The 16494-nt window shown below is 46.1% G+C and carries 12 protein-coding genes, 17 tRNA genes, 2 rRNA genes and 1 pseudogene; 26 read left to right on the forward strand and 6 right to left on the reverse strand.

The window, feature by feature from the left end; translation table 11 throughout:
* The 20 genes from N6H06_RS06225 to N6H06_RS06320 all read left to right on the forward strand — a co-directional run.
* Positions 1-114: ribosomal RNA gene (locus N6H06_RS06225) — 23S ribosomal RNA — on the forward strand; the annotation flags it as partial.
* Positions 115-474: 360 nt separating this feature from the next.
* Positions 475-590: ribosomal RNA gene (gene rrf / locus N6H06_RS06230) — 5S ribosomal RNA — on the forward strand.
* Positions 591-601: 11 nt separating this feature from the next.
* Positions 602-676: transfer RNA gene (locus N6H06_RS06235), tRNA-Asn, on the forward strand.
* Between the two features lie 3 nt (positions 677-679).
* A tRNA-Ser gene (locus tag N6H06_RS06240) sits at positions 680-773 on the forward strand.
* Between the two features lie 9 nt (positions 774-782).
* Positions 783-857 (forward strand) — tRNA-Glu (locus tag N6H06_RS06245).
* A gap of 40 nt (positions 858-897) precedes the next feature.
* Positions 898-973: transfer RNA gene (locus tag N6H06_RS06250), tRNA-Val, on the forward strand.
* 562 nt (positions 974-1535) lie between these two features.
* Positions 1536-1612, forward strand: a tRNA-Met gene (locus tag N6H06_RS06255).
* Between the two features lie 17 nt (positions 1613-1629).
* Positions 1630-1706 (forward strand) — tRNA-Asp (locus N6H06_RS06260).
* A gap of 12 nt (positions 1707-1718) precedes the next feature.
* Positions 1719-1794 (forward strand) — tRNA-Phe (locus N6H06_RS06265).
* A gap of 13 nt (positions 1795-1807) precedes the next feature.
* Positions 1808-1880 (forward strand) — tRNA-Thr (locus tag N6H06_RS06270).
* A gap of 67 nt (positions 1881-1947) precedes the next feature.
* Positions 1948-2032, forward strand: a tRNA-Tyr gene (locus N6H06_RS06275).
* A gap of 7 nt (positions 2033-2039) precedes the next feature.
* Positions 2040-2113: transfer RNA gene (locus N6H06_RS06280), tRNA-Trp, on the forward strand.
* Positions 2114-2143: 30 nt separating this feature from the next.
* A tRNA-His gene (locus N6H06_RS06285) sits at positions 2144-2219 on the forward strand.
* A gap of 12 nt (positions 2220-2231) precedes the next feature.
* Positions 2232-2306, forward strand: a tRNA-Gln gene (locus tag N6H06_RS06290).
* A gap of 3 nt (positions 2307-2309) precedes the next feature.
* Positions 2310-2381 (forward strand) — tRNA-Gly (locus N6H06_RS06295).
* A gap of 11 nt (positions 2382-2392) precedes the next feature.
* A tRNA-Cys gene (locus N6H06_RS06300) sits at positions 2393-2466 on the forward strand.
* A gap of 32 nt (positions 2467-2498) precedes the next feature.
* Positions 2499-2584 (forward strand) — tRNA-Leu (locus tag N6H06_RS06305).
* A gap of 26 nt (positions 2585-2610) precedes the next feature.
* A tRNA-Arg gene (locus N6H06_RS06310) sits at positions 2611-2684 on the forward strand.
* A gap of 111 nt (positions 2685-2795) precedes the next feature.
* Positions 2796-5189 (forward strand): peptidase G2 autoproteolytic cleavage domain-containing protein, encoded by a 2394-nt coding sequence (locus N6H06_RS06315; RefSeq protein WP_263705882.1) that lies wholly within the window; start codon positions 2796-2798, stop codon positions 5187-5189.
* Positions 5190-5343: 154 nt separating this feature from the next.
* Positions 5344-5425, forward strand: a tRNA-Leu gene (locus N6H06_RS06320).
* A 297-nt stretch (positions 5426-5722) separates the two neighbouring features.
* Here N6H06_RS06320 and N6H06_RS23230 read toward each other — a convergent pair.
* The 3 genes from N6H06_RS23230 to N6H06_RS06330 all read right to left on the reverse strand — a co-directional run bounded on the left by N6H06_RS23230 (position 5723) and on the right by N6H06_RS06330 (position 8207).
* On the reverse strand, positions 5723-5818 hold the full coding sequence (locus N6H06_RS23230; protein WP_450103992.1) for a cysteine-rich KTR domain-containing protein: 96 nt from the start codon (positions 5816-5818) through the stop codon (positions 5723-5725).
* Between the two features lie 222 nt (positions 5819-6040).
* Entirely contained in the window at positions 6041-7201 is a 1161-nt protein-coding gene (locus N6H06_RS06325) for a YhgE/Pip domain-containing protein (RefSeq protein WP_263705883.1), read from the reverse strand.
* Between the two features lie 226 nt (positions 7202-7427).
* Positions 7428-8207 (reverse strand): nuclear transport factor 2 family protein, encoded by a 780-nt coding sequence (locus N6H06_RS06330; protein ID WP_263705884.1) that lies wholly within the window; start codon positions 8205-8207, stop codon positions 7428-7430.
* 194 nt (positions 8208-8401) lie between these two features.
* Between N6H06_RS06330 and N6H06_RS06335 the strand changes: the two genes are divergently transcribed.
* From N6H06_RS06335 to N6H06_RS06345, 3 genes are all read left to right on the forward strand, one after another.
* Positions 8402-9007 carry a TetR/AcrR family transcriptional regulator gene (locus N6H06_RS06335; RefSeq protein WP_263705885.1) on the forward strand — a complete coding sequence of 202 codons (606 nt, stop codon included), beginning with the start codon at positions 8402-8404 and terminating at the stop codon, positions 9005-9007.
* A 67-nt stretch (positions 9008-9074) separates the two neighbouring features.
* Positions 9075-9377, forward strand: coding sequence for an ArsR/SmtB family transcription factor (locus N6H06_RS06340; RefSeq protein WP_062747952.1), 303 nt, complete (start codon positions 9075-9077; stop codon positions 9375-9377).
* Positions 9378-9493: 116 nt separating this feature from the next.
* On the forward strand, positions 9494-10681 hold the full coding sequence (locus N6H06_RS06345) for an MFS transporter (RefSeq protein WP_062747860.1): 1188 nt from the start codon (positions 9494-9496) through the stop codon (positions 10679-10681).
* 313 nt (positions 10682-10994) lie between these two features.
* On the opposite strand, the gene N6H06_RS06350 is transcribed toward N6H06_RS06345, so the two are convergent.
* Together N6H06_RS06350 and N6H06_RS06355 are read right to left on the reverse strand one after the other, a co-directional pair.
* Positions 10995-12494, reverse strand: coding sequence for a monooxygenase (locus tag N6H06_RS06350; RefSeq protein ID WP_263705886.1), 1500 nt, complete (start codon positions 12492-12494; stop codon positions 10995-10997).
* Between the two features lie 24 nt (positions 12495-12518).
* Complete coding sequence (locus tag N6H06_RS06355) at positions 12519-12920, reverse strand: RidA family protein (RefSeq protein WP_095305604.1); 402 nt, start codon at positions 12918-12920, stop codon at positions 12519-12521.
* Positions 12921-13154: 234 nt separating this feature from the next.
* Here N6H06_RS06355 and N6H06_RS06360 point away from each other — a divergent pair, with 234 nt between their 5' ends.
* The 3 genes and pseudogenes from N6H06_RS06360 (at position 13155) to N6H06_RS06370 (ending at position 14976) form a co-directional block, all read left to right on the forward strand.
* Positions 13155-13631, forward strand: coding sequence for a MarR family transcriptional regulator (locus N6H06_RS06360; RefSeq protein ID WP_062747856.1), 477 nt, complete (start codon positions 13155-13157; stop codon positions 13629-13631).
* Positions 13632-13820: 189 nt separating this feature from the next.
* Positions 13821-13950: pseudogene (locus tag N6H06_RS06365) on the forward strand (ATP-binding cassette domain-containing protein); the annotation flags it as partial.
* Between the two features lie 102 nt (positions 13951-14052).
* Positions 14053-14976, forward strand: coding sequence for an alpha/beta hydrolase (locus N6H06_RS06370; protein ID WP_249413815.1), 924 nt, complete (start codon positions 14053-14055; stop codon positions 14974-14976).
* A 211-nt stretch (positions 14977-15187) separates the two neighbouring features.
* Here the strand turns inward: N6H06_RS06370 and N6H06_RS06375 are convergent, their stop codons facing one another.
* The gene (locus N6H06_RS06375) at positions 15188-16345 is read right to left on the reverse strand and encodes an epoxide hydrolase family protein (protein WP_263705887.1); all 1158 of its coding nucleotides are present in this window, start codon (positions 16343-16345) and stop codon (positions 15188-15190) included.
* Positions 16346-16494 lie beyond the last annotated feature (149 nt).

Raw genomic sequence — 16494 nt, forward strand, 5'->3', positions numbered from 1 at the left:
TCCCATGGCGTAAGCCAGTAAGACCCCTTAGAGATGATGAGGTTGATAGGTCAGAAGTGGAAGCGTGGCGACACGTGGAGCGGACTGATACTAATCGGTCGAGGACTTATCCTATACATTCTTGACAATTGAGTATTTCGGATTTAGTTTTGAAAGAATCACCGATTCTTTCCATATCCTTCAGTGCAGACGAAACGATTCGCCGCATCTGAAGTAAAATGATTGACAAAGAGAAGCAAGAAGGTCGAGGACCGGAAGTGTTCGACTGAAGGAGCGTACAAACGTACGTGACTGAAGAAGAATCACGAACGAGACGAAGAGATTCGCCGCTTATCTGAAGTCAAAAAAGAGCTACGAAGAGAAGCAAGGAGTTCGAGGACAGGAGTGCTCGAAGAAGGGAGCGTACCCAAACGTACGTGACCGACTGAGAGACACGAACTGGACGAAGAAATCCGAAGCTTATCTGAAGTAGAGTCCGGTGACAATGGCAAAGAGGTCACACCCGTTCCCATGCCGAACACGGCCGTTAAGCTCTTTTGCGCCAATGGTAGTTGGAGGCTTCCTCCTGCGAGAGTAGGACGTTGCCGGGCTTACATATCGTTCCACAGTAGCTCAGTGGTAGAGCTATCGGCTGTTAACCGATCGGTCGCAGGTTCGAATCCTGCCTGTGGAGCCATTAGGAGAGCTGTCCGAGTTGGCCGAAGGAGCACGATTGGAAATCGTGTAGGCGGTGTAAAACCGTCTCGAGGGTTCGAATCCCTCGCTCTCCGCCATACATAAAAGGCCCGTTGGTCAAGCGGTTAAGACACCGCCCTTTCACGGCGGTAACACGGGTTCGAATCCCGTACGGGTCACCATCCATTTTTGAAGATAATAAATAGAATTGTAGGAAATGATGGAGGATTAGCTCAGCTGGGAGAGCATCTGCCTTACAAGCAGAGGGTCGGCGGTTCGAGCCCGTCATCCTCCACCATCGCACTCAAATTAGAGTAAAGTAATCCCACATTTGTTGATAACGACGCGGGGTGGAGCAACGAGCGAAAGCGAGTTGTCTCGACGCAACCAAGCTTCCCCGAATAGGCTAGCAGAGGAAGAGACAGCCTCCTCTATCAACCAATAGTAAAGCAAATCCATATTTATTCCTAACGACGCGGGGTGGAGCAACGAACGAAGTGAGTTGTCTCGACGCACCAAACATCCCCGAAAAAGCTATCAGAGGAAGAGACAGCCATGCTCTTTCAATCAATAGCACAGCAAAATTTCATTTATTCCTAACGACGCGGGGTGGAGCAACGAGCGCAGCGAGTTGTCTCGACGCAACCAAGCTTCTCCGAATAAGCTAGCAGAGGAAGAGACAGCCTCCTCTATCAACCAATAGTAAAGCAAATCCATATTTATTCCTAACGACGCGGGGTGGAGCAACGAACGAAGTGAGTTGTCTCGACGCACCAAACATCCCCGAAAAAACTATCAGAGGAAGAGACAGCCATGCTCTTTCAATCAATAGCACAGCAAAATTCATTTATTCCTAACGACGCGGGGTGGAGCAGCCTGGTAGCTCGTCGGGCTCATAACCCGAAGGTCGGCGGTTCAAATCCGTCCCCCGCAACCAATACAAAAACAAAAAATGGTCCGGTAGTTCAGTCGGTTAGAATGCCTGCCTGTCACGCAGGAGGTCGCGGGTTCGAGTCCCGTCCGGACCGCCATTTAAATAGAAGGGCTCGATAGCTCAGTTGGTAGAGCAACGGACTGAAAATCCGTGTGTCGGCGGTTCGATTCCGTCTCGAGCCACCATCATGCGATTTGGGCCGGTCTAGCTCAATTGGTAGAGCAACTGAATCGTAATCAGTAGGTTGGGGGTTCAAGTCCTCTGGCCGGCATCACTTATCAAAAAATCATTGACATTTTGATCAATTACGGATATGATAAGTATTGTCTTTTGAAACTGGAGGGGTAGCGAAGTGGCTAAACGCGGCGGACTGTAAATCCGCTCCCTCAGGGTTCGGCGGTTCGAATCCGTCCCCCTCCACCATTTTCATAGGGGCATAGTTTAACGGTAGAACAGAGGTCTCCAAAACCTCCAGTGTGGGTTCGATTCCTACTGCCCCTGCCAACTTGAATTGTTTAACCATATATCGATATGGCGGTTGTGGCGAAGTGGTTAACGCACCGGATTGTGGTTCCGGCATTCGTGGGTTCGATTCCCATCAGCCGCCCCATTTAAATAGCAATGGGCTATAGCCAAGCGGTAAGGCAACGGATTTTGATTCCGTGATTCCCTGGTTCGAATCCAGGTAGCCCAGCCATATGCGGAAGTAGTTCAGTGGTAGAATATCACCTTGCCAAGGTGGGGGTCGCGGGTTCGAATCCCGTCTTCCGCTTTAGTTTTTACGGCGGCATAGCCAAGTGGTAAGGCACGGGTCTGCAAAACCCTTATCACCGGTTCAAATCCGGTTGCCGCCTCCAATTTAAAAAATAAGTTGTTTAGTCCTAGATAGGCCGGGGTGGTGGAATTGGCAGACACACAGGACTTAAAATCCTGCGGTAGGTGACTACCGTGCCGGTTCGAGTCCGGCCCTCGGCATCTCATGAAACGAAATGAAGAAAATTGCGCCCGTAGCTCAACTGGATAGAGTACTTGACTACGAATCAAGCGGTTAGAGGTTCGAATCCTCTCGGGCGCGTATGCAAACTGACCTTAAAATGGTCAGTTTTTTTGTTTTTAAATGACTTCCTTCTCTTTTAAACGTAACTGCTTTTCACAAGCAGAATAAAAGGAGGAGGCGTTTTCCTTTATGAAAAACGACGAATTGAAAGCAAGTTCATACGAAGCAAAGGAAGTGCAGGACAAGGCTTTTGCTCATTTGACAGAAACGCTGCAACAAATTGAGGATACAAGGGTTGTTTACATCGATGACTTTATTCCTGAAGGGGAAGAAGAAAGTGACCAAACGAAGTATTTTGAAGAAGCGTTAGGCGACGGAAATGTCAAACTGATTTTAGGACCAAAGCGGTATTATGCAACTGTCAAGCTACCAAGTCGAACCGTGCTTGAAGGACAAGGGATGGAATTAACAACGATCCAAACTCCTGATCATGCGCCAAGTTATGAATGGACGGTGTCGGTAAAGGATAAAGACAATGGCGCCGAGTATATTGCCGTTCGTGATCTAAGCTTAGACGGCAACCGAAGAAGGGGCGTAGAGCCGGCCGGGGGCAGCCGTTCCAGTTGCTTAACATTCCATGGTGTAAAGTACGGTTGGGTAAATAATGTATTTGCCTACAACAGCACATTGCATGGATTTGACGTTACGTCGACAGGTCTAGATTATCATTATGGCGGAGATGGAACAGTTGATACAGGACCTTCCCAATATGTGTGGATTGATGGCTGTAAAGCAACTGACTGGATCGATGATGGGTTTACTACACATCATAGCGAATACATCACCATTTCCAATTGCTATGCCTATGAACCTACTAGTAGAGGAAATGCAAATGGAATTGAGATCGATGACGGAAGTCGCCATGTGCTTCTATCAAACAATTATTCCACGGGTTGTTATGGCGGCATCGAAATTAAAGCCCATGCCAACTCGAGTGCAGCGAACAATGTCCATATTCTTGGCCATATTTCTAGGGAAGACACACGTAGCTATAACTTCCGCCATATCGGCCATCATACTGGCGATGATCCTGATTCAAAAACGGCCTATCACATTACAGCTACTAATCTTGTGTCGCTGCATCCAAACAAAAAAAGAGGGTTCCAAAACAATACAGATCCCCGTGCTCTTGTGATTAGCGCTTATACGAATGTCAGCATTACCAATTTTACGGCAATTGGCGATCTATCCTATGACTTTGGCAATACGCCTGTCATTGCGATTCAATACAAAGCGAAAAATGTATCCCTTAATGGCATTAACGTAAGCCGTTTTCATAACGCTAGCGACGCTATCATTGTATTTGGTGGAGGAAACCGTGGCGACCACATTTCTTTGTCAAATATTCATATTTATGATGCAGGCAAAAATAACGGGATATACGTCGGCAGCGGACATAGCAACGTCTCCATTTCCAATGTGAATGCAATTAATTCTAAGGGAGAGGGAGAAAATGCAGTGGAAGCGGCGACAAACTCTGTCAACATTAGCGGTGTATCCGTAACTGGATACAAGTCTGCTGTCCGCAGCGGTGGCGTCGCCTATAAAGAGCCAATTACAGTGATCAAGGGAGGCGCACGGATCGCTTCAAGTACAGGGGCGCCGTCCACCGAACAATCGATCATACTTGCAAGCACTTCGTCGCCAACAGCTTCTGCTTCTAAAACGATGGTGGCTGCCTCATCTAATTCCCACTCAGTTGGCGAAGGGGCAATCGTCCTAGGAAGTGCAGGCAATTCACGGGCCCAAGGACCTCGGAGCGGCATCCTTAGCTCCAGCGGCGCAGTTGCTGGCCAGTCAGGAGGGGCATTTGGCTCGATGGTACTTGCGAGTAATTTGGTTTCCAACCCAAATGGCTATTCTGTAGTCGGCGGGTATGGGGCTTCAGGCAACCCAAGCAGCGCCAATATCAAGTGGGAGCTTAATAGCCGTACTGGAACAGTCCGAGCTGCGGGCACGCTATCAAGTGCACAGACGTTTACCGATTATGCCGAGTACTTCGAAAGCATAGATGGAAACCCCATTGCCACTGGCCTGCTTGTCACTCTTGACGGAGATAAAATCCGCGTGGCTGAGGAAGGAGACGATATTCTTGGTGCTATTTCTGAAACAGCAGGAGTCGTTCTTGGAGAATCGGCACTTTATTGGCAAGGCCGATACTTAACTAATGAATTTGGCGGCATTGTCTATGAGCCGCAAACAATCCGCACGTATGATGTCGATGAAGACGGCAATACGCTTCCTACGTATACAGAAGAGGTTGTCGAACTGCCATTAGAAAATCCTCAATATGATCCAAGGCTGCCTTACACTCCACGCAGTAAGCGTAAAGAGTGGAATATCGTTGGTCTAACAGGCCAAATTCACGTCCGTGTCTCTGACTCTGTCCAGCCAGGAGATTATGTAAAAGCCAACGGTGGAATAGGCGTGCCAGGAGAAAATGGACCGATTAAAGTCATGCGCCTTACAAAAGCGTACGATGAGGACAAGGGATATGGTGTCGCTTTGTGTTTTATCAAGTAACCATTGTATAGGAGAGCAGCAGCATTTTTGCTGCTCTCTAATTTATTTTATATTGATGGTTATTTTTTTATTAAAAAGTATTGACGATATTATCAATGCGTGGTATATTAGTTCTTGTCAGTTGATGAGAGCAACATAGTTTCTCAAAAAATGGGCCGGTGTGGCGGAATTGGCAGACGCGCACGACTCAAAATCGTGTTCCTTCGGGAGTGTCGGTTCGACCCCGACCACCGGTATTAGGTGCCAAACCTAAGTAATAGCAAAGTCTATTACACGAGAGCTTTCTACTTTGTAGGGAGCTTTTTTCATGTTTTGATTCCACTATATTGTTTGTAAGATCGTCTCTAGGCTAATAACTGTTTAATTTGTGCTATTTTTTCTTCTACTCCAATGTATGGCCCTCATTACACGCCATAAACCATTTCGAATATGACGAAAAAGAGAGAGCCGATATTTGTGACGTTCTCACAAATTCTCGGCTCTGCGTCTTAGCGTCTGGCTCTTTAATAACTGACATATTTAGTTGTTGTACATTAATTTAGGTTTTTCTTTTTGCATTTTGGACAGAACAACGGGAAGTTTTCAAGTATTAAAAGGTAACTTTGTGCAGCAACTGCGATGTCCCTAATTTCATTCCTGTTTGTTCTAGTCCATCAAACTGGACAAATGGGTGCCGTCAGCATTCCAGAAATTTTGTACGTTAAGCGAATTTCAACCTAAAAGAGTCGAATCCCTGCCCCAAGGAAACGACCGGGCTAATTTCGTGCGCACGAGTTCGTCCAACAAACCTATCAAATCACCCTATTTGAACCAAATACCGACAACACAATGTTGATTGCTCTTACTTTATTTTAATCGCCTGTAACAGAAGTAGGGGCGGCATCTGTCGCTCGATCGGCCTTAAATCCGGAAGCGAGCAGCAGGACCAAAAATCCCCCTGCGATGCCCCATAAAATGAAGGCATTTGAGCCAACTGCGTCCAGTCCGCCGAAGTACATCACTTCCCGTAGCCCTCCTGCCGCGAACCGCAATGGCGTCCAAGAATAGATCCAATCTCGCGTCGTCTGCGATAAGAACTCTGGAGCCACATTCAGCAGCGGCATGGAGAAGAACATCAGTAGTACGAGCAGCGGTATTGCCGGGAATCCGATCCAATTCAGCAAGGAAGATTGCAACAAGAAGAACGCCGATCCGGACAACCATAAGAACAACCAAGTATCCCCCACGTTCGCCAGTTCCATGCCGTACCACGACGAAGCCATCCATACGGTGAAGCCTGACGCTATGCCAACGGTCGCAAGTCCCCCGATAGCTTGCACCGAGCTGACTGTCCATCTCCTTGAACCCGCGGCGACCGCCTTCTGACTAGCCAGGAACAAGACGACTCCGGTCACCAGGCTGCCGATCCACATGATCTGGATCAACAAACCCGGCGCGTTCCCCGACGCATTATTCACCCCCGGCGGATGCACGACTTCCTCCTGAGTTTTAGCCGCTTCAGCCGGAATTTGCTCCGTTTGCTGTCCGATCTGCCCAAGTAGCTGCTGCAATAGTTCCCCATTGATCATATTCATCGCTTGTCCCATTGCCTGTCTTACGACCAACGAGGCTTGGGTGTTCATACCGTCGTTGGAGATGATCTTCACATTAGGATGAATCGGCGAGTGAGTTGTTAACGAGAGTAAATCGCTGCTTAGATCCTCCGGAATCACCATCGCTCCGTAATATTCGCGTTTATCCAGTCCTTTCCGAGCCTTTTCCTCAGAATCGACCACATGCCATGCGAACGGCATTGCCGGGTTCGACACCAACTTTTCACGGATCATTTCCCCTACCGCAAACGTTCCTCCAGTCGACAGCTCCGCCGGCTTATCGAGGATAACGAGAGCCACCGGGAGTTCCTTTGGCTTCGACCCAAGCACCGATCCCATCATCGCTACCCCGAATATAGTTAGCACGATCAGGACGAGCACCATTCCCAGCCACATCGTTTTTTGTGCCAGCATTTTCATGATCCTCTCCTCCTCGTAAGATTGTTGATTATTAACCGCAATATTCATTTGTGAAAGGCTTGCCTATTATATGGCTACACCACAAGGTCACTTAATTTAATTGTTATAAACAACGCTTCCCATCCATTTGATGACAAAATTGATTACTCAAATACATTCCCGAAACGAAAGACATCACCGTAATGACATTTGGCGATGCCTTTCTTGAGATTTAGCTACACAAACTTTAAAATCTACTGTTCGCATTTTTTCGTTTTTCTGCTGGCAAGATGGCCTCGATGACGTCCCAATGCTCAGCGATCTTTCCATCCTCTACGCGGAATAAATCGTAGAAAGCGGTATGCTGACCATCAAATAGGCCTTCACTCCCTGTAAGAACAAAATCGCCTTGCCCGATGACTTGATGAACATGAGTATATTGAAACTCAATATTTTTCTCCTTCAGAGCCTGTAAGGCAGCGTGAAGGCCAGGAAGACCGTCGGCTATATGGGGACTATGCTGAATGTAATTATCTCCATCAAAGTAAGAGGCAAGCAGGTCAGGGTTCTTCCCAAGCAAGATGTTCTCAACAAAGCTTTTGACAAATGCTTTGTTGGCCTCCGTCTTGTCGATATCCTTGATCGTAATCGGTCCGTCAATCATCGTATGATTGCTCGGTGTCTTTTCCACCATCTCTTGCAAATTATCCCAATGCTCAACGATTAGTCCATTCTCAAAACGGAAGATATCAAATACGATTTTAGGGCCGTGAAAATCATATACAGAATGAAGAGCCACATAATTTCCGTCGACTAAAGTCCGCTTAATGCTTACCTTAGTACCAATCTCCTTTAAATGATCAAGTGCGCCAAGCATGGCTTCACGACCATCGATTAAAGCCTGGTTGTGTTGAATATATTGATCTGGATGAACGTAAGCCGCAATCGCTTCGGGGTTGCCGCTCTCAAAACTTTTCAGTACGGCGACTGCCTTACGAACAAGCTCATTTTGATGGTTAGATGTCATTGGAATCTCCTCCTTGGAATTTTTTTGGTCATTAGATAAATAATGAACAATGCGTTGTTTATTTATCTGCTGCTCATTATAATAGAGGTTAATATAACGCTCAATATTCAATATTTTTAGTTATGATGGATAACAGACAACTTATAAAACTTTGTCGCTTAACGACCTAAATAAATTTAGGGGGAACGAAAACAATGAAGAAGAAAACCGACTTAAGAATACTGCGCACGAAACAATCGATTCGAAAGGCGTTTTATGAGCTTATTCAGGAAAAAGGATACGAGGCGATAACGGTCCAGGATATTGCCGATCAGGCTATGATCAATCGAAATACATTTTACCTCCACTACCAAAACAAGCCTGATTTATTAGATACATGTATGAATGAACTGTTAAGCGATTTAAAGGATGCAATCCTTTTTTGTCCGATCAGCATGAATCCTTTCAGCATTTCTCTACTCGAGACAGTCATGCAAACGGTACTGGAGCATATTTCTCTAAACATGACCTTTTACCGTTCCATGTTAATTGAAGAGAACCGAATCTATCCGTTTCAAGCGAAAATGGAGCATATCATTAAAGATAAATTAATGGAGGGGTGGAAACCTGCTCAGGAAAACGCCCCATTAGCGATATCCAATGAATTGCTGATCGAATACCTCGGATCGGCTTTCATGGGGATTGTCATTTGGTGGATTAAAAACGATAAGCCCCTTTCTAAAGAGGTGGTTTCATCTCAGTTTAGTAAAATTGTTGCCTATGGGCACTTAAGAGCTGGCGGCATCGCCGTAGAGGAATAAAATGAGCGAGAGTAGAAGAGAATTAATTAGGATTGACATATCGCAAAATGTAGATATAATAAAAGGCATGGATCCAATTAAAGTGTTCAAAGCGTTGTCTAACGAGTCGAGATTACAGATTTTACAGTGGCTTAAGGAGCCTGAAAAACATTTTGTGCCCCATGAAGGAGTGGATATGAAAGAAATCGGGGTGTGTGTCAGTCAAGTGACGGATAAGTTGAACATGACACAGTCGACAGCATCGCAGTATTTGTTCATTCTACAACGGGCCGGACTGATTCGAACTGAGCGGATCGGCAAATACACGTACTACAAACGAGATGAAGAGAAGATCAGTGAGTTGGCTGCATATTTGAATCAGAAACTTTAATCTGAACTGAATACCTTAAACGTATTCAGTTTTTCGGCCCTACATATCGACATATCGCGATATATAAATTGATTAAAAGGATCCTCGTATCAATAAAAAAAGGAGAAGTGAATGCATTGTCTAACACGTGGAGAGTCTATTTATTGGCTTTAGTTACTTTTTTAGTGGGTACATCAGAGTACGTTATTTCTGGCATCTTAGATAAAATCTCGGATACAATGGGTATTTCTGTTACTTCTGCGGGACAGTTAGTCACGATTTTTTCCTTTGTATACGCCATTGGCACCCCGATCCTTATGGCGTTGACTGCTAAGGTGGAAAGACAAAAACTGCTAGTTTGGGCGCTAGGTATCTTCGTAATTGGGAATGTACTGTCATTCGTTTTGCCTGGCTATGCATCGTTTCTCGCCGCTCGCGTCATCATGGCTCTAGGCGCGGGAATGGTCGTGGTAACTGCTTTGGACATCGCCGCGAAAATTGCTGCCCCAGGCAAACAAGCCAGCGCGATTGCTACCGTGGTGATGGGCTTTACGGCTTCTTTGATTATCGGCGTGCCGCTTGGACGTATCGTTGCAGCACAGTTCGGATGGAAAGCTGTTTTTGGTATATTGGCACTGGCCGGTCTGGTGGCTATGTTCGTTCTGTACGCCATCATCCCTCGAGTTCAAGGGGATAAACCGATTCCGTTGTCCAAGCAACTTGCCTTTTTGAAAAACGGAAACGTAGCGTTAGGACTTGCGATTACCTTTTTCTGGCTCGGCGGATACTCGATCGCCTACACCTACATTTCACCGTATCTACTTGAAGTTGCCGGATTGAAAGAAGGGATGCTGAGTGGAGTGCTGTTGGCTTTCGGCATCGCTAGCCTCCTCGGATCCAAATTCGGCGGTTTCAGCACGGATAAATGGGGGGTATTCCCGACGCTGTCAGGGGGGATGCTCTTGCACGTCATAGCGCTGCTTCTCCTCTCTTTAACCGTTACCTATACCCATTCGTGGCTGCCGATTGTCATCCTCCTGATTTTGTGGTCGTTTGCGGCATGGTCCTCCGGTCCAACGCAACAAGTCAATCTAGTTCGGATTGAACCGAATTATTCTGGAATCATGCTGAGCCTGAACCAATCCATGATGCAGTTGTCCATGGCTGCGGGCGCTGCAATCGGAGGCGTCATGATCGACCGTGTGTCTCTATCATCCATTACATGGGTCGGGATGGTTGGAGTCGCTATTGCGATCGTGGTAGTGACGTTCTTGAGGATGCGAATGAGTGCCGGCAGTCAAGGTACCGGAGAGTATCCTGGATGAAGTCTAAAAAGGCATTCATTTAATGAATTGAAGTTGCACCTGATGGCAAACGACTAAAATGCATCATCTTCTGGCTTTCGGAAGATGATGCATGACAACTAAATAACACGAGGAGAACCGTATCACAAATAGTGGTAAAGCCCAGGATCAAGGCTGTGATGATGCGTTCTGCAGAATTGGAAGAGGAAATTTAAGGAATCAAGTTTTAACCTAACCTGAAGACAAGAACTTGATTCCATTGATGTAAAGGACAGTGCTTGTTCAATCATCTACAGACCTTGCCCTAGCTGGGTAGGGAGGCACCTCAAATGAATTAATAATCGGTAATGTTTCCGCACCAGCGAGTGATTCCTTCATTTATGGTTTGCATTGGATTTGGATCGGATAGAGGAATCGCCCAGGCAATATGTCCATCCGGCCGAATAAGCGCTGTGTGGACGTCGTTCCAATCCGCGTCAGCCTCGGCCAAAGAGGCATGTACAACTTGAAGGTTGCTATACGTTTCCCATTGACCGCTAATCTGTTCATTAGAATGGAAATGCAACAAAAGAAAAGTACCTTTGTGCAGGAGCGGATAGGAGTTCATCAATTGTCCATCTTTCAGCTTTAAGCTGAGATCCTTGAACCGTTTCCCGTTTAAAGGATGGGAAGGTGCTTCGGCGTCGGGTGCATAATGTACATCCATGGCGGAAATCTGTTCAGCGATTTGATAATTAGCCTCCGGTATCTGAATCAGATTCGCCAGCATGCTTCGCAGTTCCGTGATGGGAGGAGTCACATCCAGAAGCAGGGTTTGGACCTCGGTATTCCGGAGCAAGGCCGTATTCCATGGAAAACGTTCGGCATGATAACTGTCCAATAGCCAGTCCGGAGCCCAGCCTTTGATTGCTCCTGCAAGCTTCCAGCCTAAGTTCATCGCTTCCTGTAAGCCGACGTTCATTCCCTGTCCACCAGCGGGAAAATGAATATGCGCCGAATCTCCCGCCAAGAACATTCGACCATTCCGATAGCGTCCTGCTTGCCGCGTCGCATTTCCGAAACGGGACATCCATTTCACATCGTTCAATCCTAGGTCGCTTCCGGTTGTACGGATGAGCGATGAACGAAACTCTTCCAATGTAACGGGCTCATCCTTAGGGATGTTACGTCTCTCCATATCGATCATCAAGACCCGATAGATATGATCATTGATCGGCATGATGCTGACCAATCCTTGTTCTGTAATCCGGGATATGACACTCATAGGAGCCAAATCAGATAGAACGGCATCGCCCAGAATCGCCGTGAAGGTCGCATCTGTACCTGCAAATGATATATTTGCATGTTTGCGAACCAAACTCCTAGCTCCATCCGTATCTACCACATAAGCTGATCTTAACGTTGTTTCTCCATGAGGTCCCGCGATCTTAACGTCAACCCCATCCTCATCCTGGTGCACAGATAGAGCCTCAACCTCTCTCCAGACCTCTGCGCCAAGGCTAAGCGCCCATTCCTCCAGGACCTTCTCCGTCTCACTCTGCGGTAAAAAGAGAGTGTGATTGGAAGAGGAATCCAACACCGAGAAATCCAAAGGAGTTTCTAATCCGGCGAAATGACCTCTCGAAAGTAAGCGGCCTTGCTTGATTAATTGTGATTTCACTCCACGCATATCTAAAATTTCCAGGGTGCGTGGATGTACGGTAAGCGCACGTGAATATGGAGTTGTCTCCTTTAGTCGCTCAATGACGCAGACTTTTACACCGGCTAATCCCAATTCTCCAGCCAACATCATGCCGACAGGACCGCCACCGATCAGGATGACTTCATAATTCATATCAATAACCTCTTTTCTTAAACATTATGGGAAGATCACGATAGCGTCTATTTCGATAAGCCATTCAGGATCGGCTAGCGCTTGAACGCCTATATAGGTACTTGCTGTCTTCGGCCAGTTAGGGCCAAACACATGAAATCCTGCGTCAAAAATAATCGAAATCAATTCCGGATTGTGGTTTACCACAAAAATATTCATTTTGGCAATGTACAATGGATCCGCTCCCACGGCTTCCAATGCATACTTGAGATTGGTGAACACTTGAATCGCTTGCGTATAATAGTCCCCTGAACCGACCAATGCGCCTGTTTCATCCACAGAAACCTGACCTGAGATGAAGGCCAGTTTGGAGGCAGTAGTTACCACGACATGAGAAATGACAGATGTAACCTTATCCGTCAATGTCTTTGGATTCACGATTTCCACAGGCAGGTATACACCTCCTTCATTAATTATTGTTTCGTTAGAAACTTTTCTATTGCTTGTAAAAATGGATGTAATAAAAATTACATATAATTTTAGTTTCCTATGAAACAATATCATTGTACTTGGTTACCCTTTATCCTGTCAATCCCAACGTCAATATGAGTATGACCGTTTGTTTCTCAGAGAACAATCTATGATATAATAAAACAAATGAGTCAAGGAGCCAGCATAAGCATGGATACTGTCAATAAAAACAAAACCGCCATTCATGAACGATTCGTTCAGTTTCTTGAGCAAAAAGAGCAATATGAAACTCGAATAACTGCCACATACCTGGAGGATATCCGGAAGCATATTGAATCGGAATTCAGCTTGAATATGACGGAACTGCACACCATTGCGTGCATCGGAGAGCAGGAACCGATCAATCTCACTTCCATCGCCGAGAGAAGCAATTTAAGCAAAGGAAATACATCCAAGATCGCAAATAAACTGCTAAAGGCAGGTTGGGTGCGAAAAGCCCAACTCAACGATAACAAAAAGGAAGTGTATTTTCGGCTAACGCCTGTCGGCAAAAAGCTGTTTGCTGCTCATGAGGAGCTCCACGCGAAGGAAAAGCAACGGATGTACGAGTTTTTGGAAAGATACAACGAACGCGAGCTTGAATTTATCAAACAGCTGTTTGAAGATATGGTTGACTTCTATCGCTGACATACCTCAAGAAACCAGAAAAAAGTTTTTACCAATTTATCGAATCCTATTCTGAGACGGAGTTACGAACGATCGGAAAATTTATGAGTGATTTGTTGGCGCGTGCCGCAAAACTCTACGGAAGGGAAGTTAGGAAGAATGACAACCTTAAAGATTGAGGATTTAAGATCCAAGATTGAAGGGAAGTAGATTTTAAAAGGGCTCACACTGGAGGTTCATGGCGGCGAGATTCATGCGATTATGGGGCCTAATGGGACGGGAAAAAGCGGGCCATCCCAAATGCGAAGTTACGGATGGCAAGGTGGCATTGGACGCGGACCTTTACCCAAATCTGTATGCAGAACGGGTTTGTAGTAGAACGAATGGAATAGGCTCAATAATCACTTATAATTTCAGTAATAGTTGGTGGTGTAGAAAATCAATGAACGTATTTTCTAAAAGAACAAAAATGGTATTTGTATTGCTCATTTTATTATTAACGATTACAGGATGCTCCACCAAAATGCCTATATTTTCAAATGAAAATCAATCTTTATCTGATCAACCTCAAAATACGAAACCTGTAGAAAATGCTGTACCTGAAACACCAGTTGCCGAAGTGAAGGACATACCACCAAACAAACCGGTTGATTATGATCCTGCCTGGCCGGACCGTTCGGTGAAGTCTTCTAACGGGCATCTTGTGAATACTTGTGTTCCGGATGAGCTGCGCAATAAAGCAACTACATTAACAACCAGTGATGGGGTGTATCTGTCTGCACTTGTGCTTGGCAGTGGAGATAAAGGAGTCCTGCTTGCACACGAGCAAGGTTATAACATTTGCTCTTTTCTTGACATGGGAACTGAACTGGCTGACAGTGGGTATCTGGTTGTTATTCCTGAATATCGTAATCATGGTGCCTCACAGAATTTTCCGGAGGATAATCAGAATATAGATCGTGATGCAGATGCTGCCTTAGGTGAGCTCGAACGATTGGGTGCAAAAAGAGTATTTTTGGCAGGAGCATCATGTGGCGGTAGTACAGCAATCATTGCAGGCGTTCGTCAGGCGCTGCCTATTGAGGGGCTGATTATTCTTTCTTCTCCTGCACAATGTGGGCCCCTTGATTCAATTCCGAGCGTTGAGAAGATTAAAGCACCATCCATGTTTGTTTTTTCACCTGGCGATTATGGAGGCTCAATTGAAAAAGAAGTGCGCCAATTATATCAAGCATCCGGAGCAACGGATAAAGAGCTAATTGTGGATGAGAGTGGTTATCACGGAACAGATATGTACCATAGGGGAGAGCACGGTGATGCCTTAAAGTCCAAGCTTATTGACTTTGTTAAAAAGGTATTTAATTAAAGTAAATACCTTTTGTAACAAAACCGTGGTTGATAAGAATTGTCAATTAATCCGGCCAAAGGTGCCTGCAAGGTCAAGAGAAAGCCGCTCGTTTCCCGACAGGGGAACTGAGCGGCAACATGATGCAGGATCAGGGGATGACCACGGTCCGTCTACTTTTCTTATTATCTGCTAGACAGTGTATTTAGATTTATTTCGAAACGGTTCTGATTCACCAGTTTTTTGTTCTAAAAGGTCTGAAGAATGCGCGAATGTCATCGGCAAAAAGCTCAGGTTCCTCTAGAGCGGTAAAATGTCCGCCGCGGGGCATCGAAGTCCAGCGGGTTACATTCAGGTTGCGCATGGCCCATTCCTTGGGCGGCAACAGGATATCCGCCGGGAATAGGGCAAGGCCAGTCGGAACCTCGATGTAGCCGATTGGCGGCAAAGAATGTGCATTATCATAATACATATGCGCTGTCGATCCTATGGTGTTCGTCACCCAATACACCATAATATGCGTAAGGAGTTCATCCTTGCTGAATTTTTGCGCAAGATCGCCGTTACAATCGCTCCATGATCGGAATTTCTCCATCATCCAACCGGCCAAACCTACGGGCGAGTCGGAAAGTCCATATGCGAGGGTTTGGGGGCGCGTCGATTGAATGGACATATAGCCGCCCTCCTGAGCCATCCATGCCGAAGCATTATTCTTGTATTGCCGCTCTTCTTCTGAAAGCGTGGCCTGATTAGATGAAGCTATGAGATCTCGGATAATCCCGATATCGGTCAGATGGATTCCGTATAACCGTTCGGGATGGTTTGCCGCCAGGTATCTGGTCACACCGGAGCCCATATCCCCACCGGCGGCAGCGAATTTACTGTAGCCTAATTCTTCGGTCATGAGCTTAACCCACATTTCGGCGACACGAAAATTGTTGACCCCGGGATGTTTAGGGCGGCTGGAGAATCCAAAGCCAGGTAATGAAGGGACGATTACGTCAAAAGCGTCCTCGGGGTTGCCGCCATGGCTGGCCGGATCTGTAAGTAGCGGGATGATTTTTTGGTAACGAAGGTAACTGTCGGGCCATCCGTGAGAAAGAATCAGGGGCAAAGGGTCAGGACCTTTACCGCGTTCATGTACGAAGTGCACGTCGATCCCATCGATCTTGCAGCGAAACTGGGAGAAGCGGTTCAACTTGGCTTCTTGTGCGCGCCAATCATAATGCTCCCTCCAATACGAAACTAACGATTTTAAGTAATTTAATTCCGTGCCCCGTTCCCAATCCGCATTTTCCAATTGATCCGGCCAACGGATGTGATGGATTCTGTATTGCAGATCGTTCAGGATTTCATCAGAGACCTGGATTTGAAAACGTTCAATAGTCAAAATGATTTCCCTCCTCTTCTTAATACATCGTCATTATATCCCTCCAGCCGGTGTGGTACACTGGCATAAATGAAATATTTAACTAATAAAACGCTCTATCGTTTTCTCAAACCATACCATAAAGCGATTTGGTTTTCAGCACATCCTAA

Origin of the sequence: Shouchella tritolerans, from assembly GCF_025770735.1 — a bacterium.
Taxonomy (GTDB): Bacteria; Bacillota; Bacilli; order Bacillales; family Bacillaceae_D; genus Shouchella; species Shouchella tritolerans.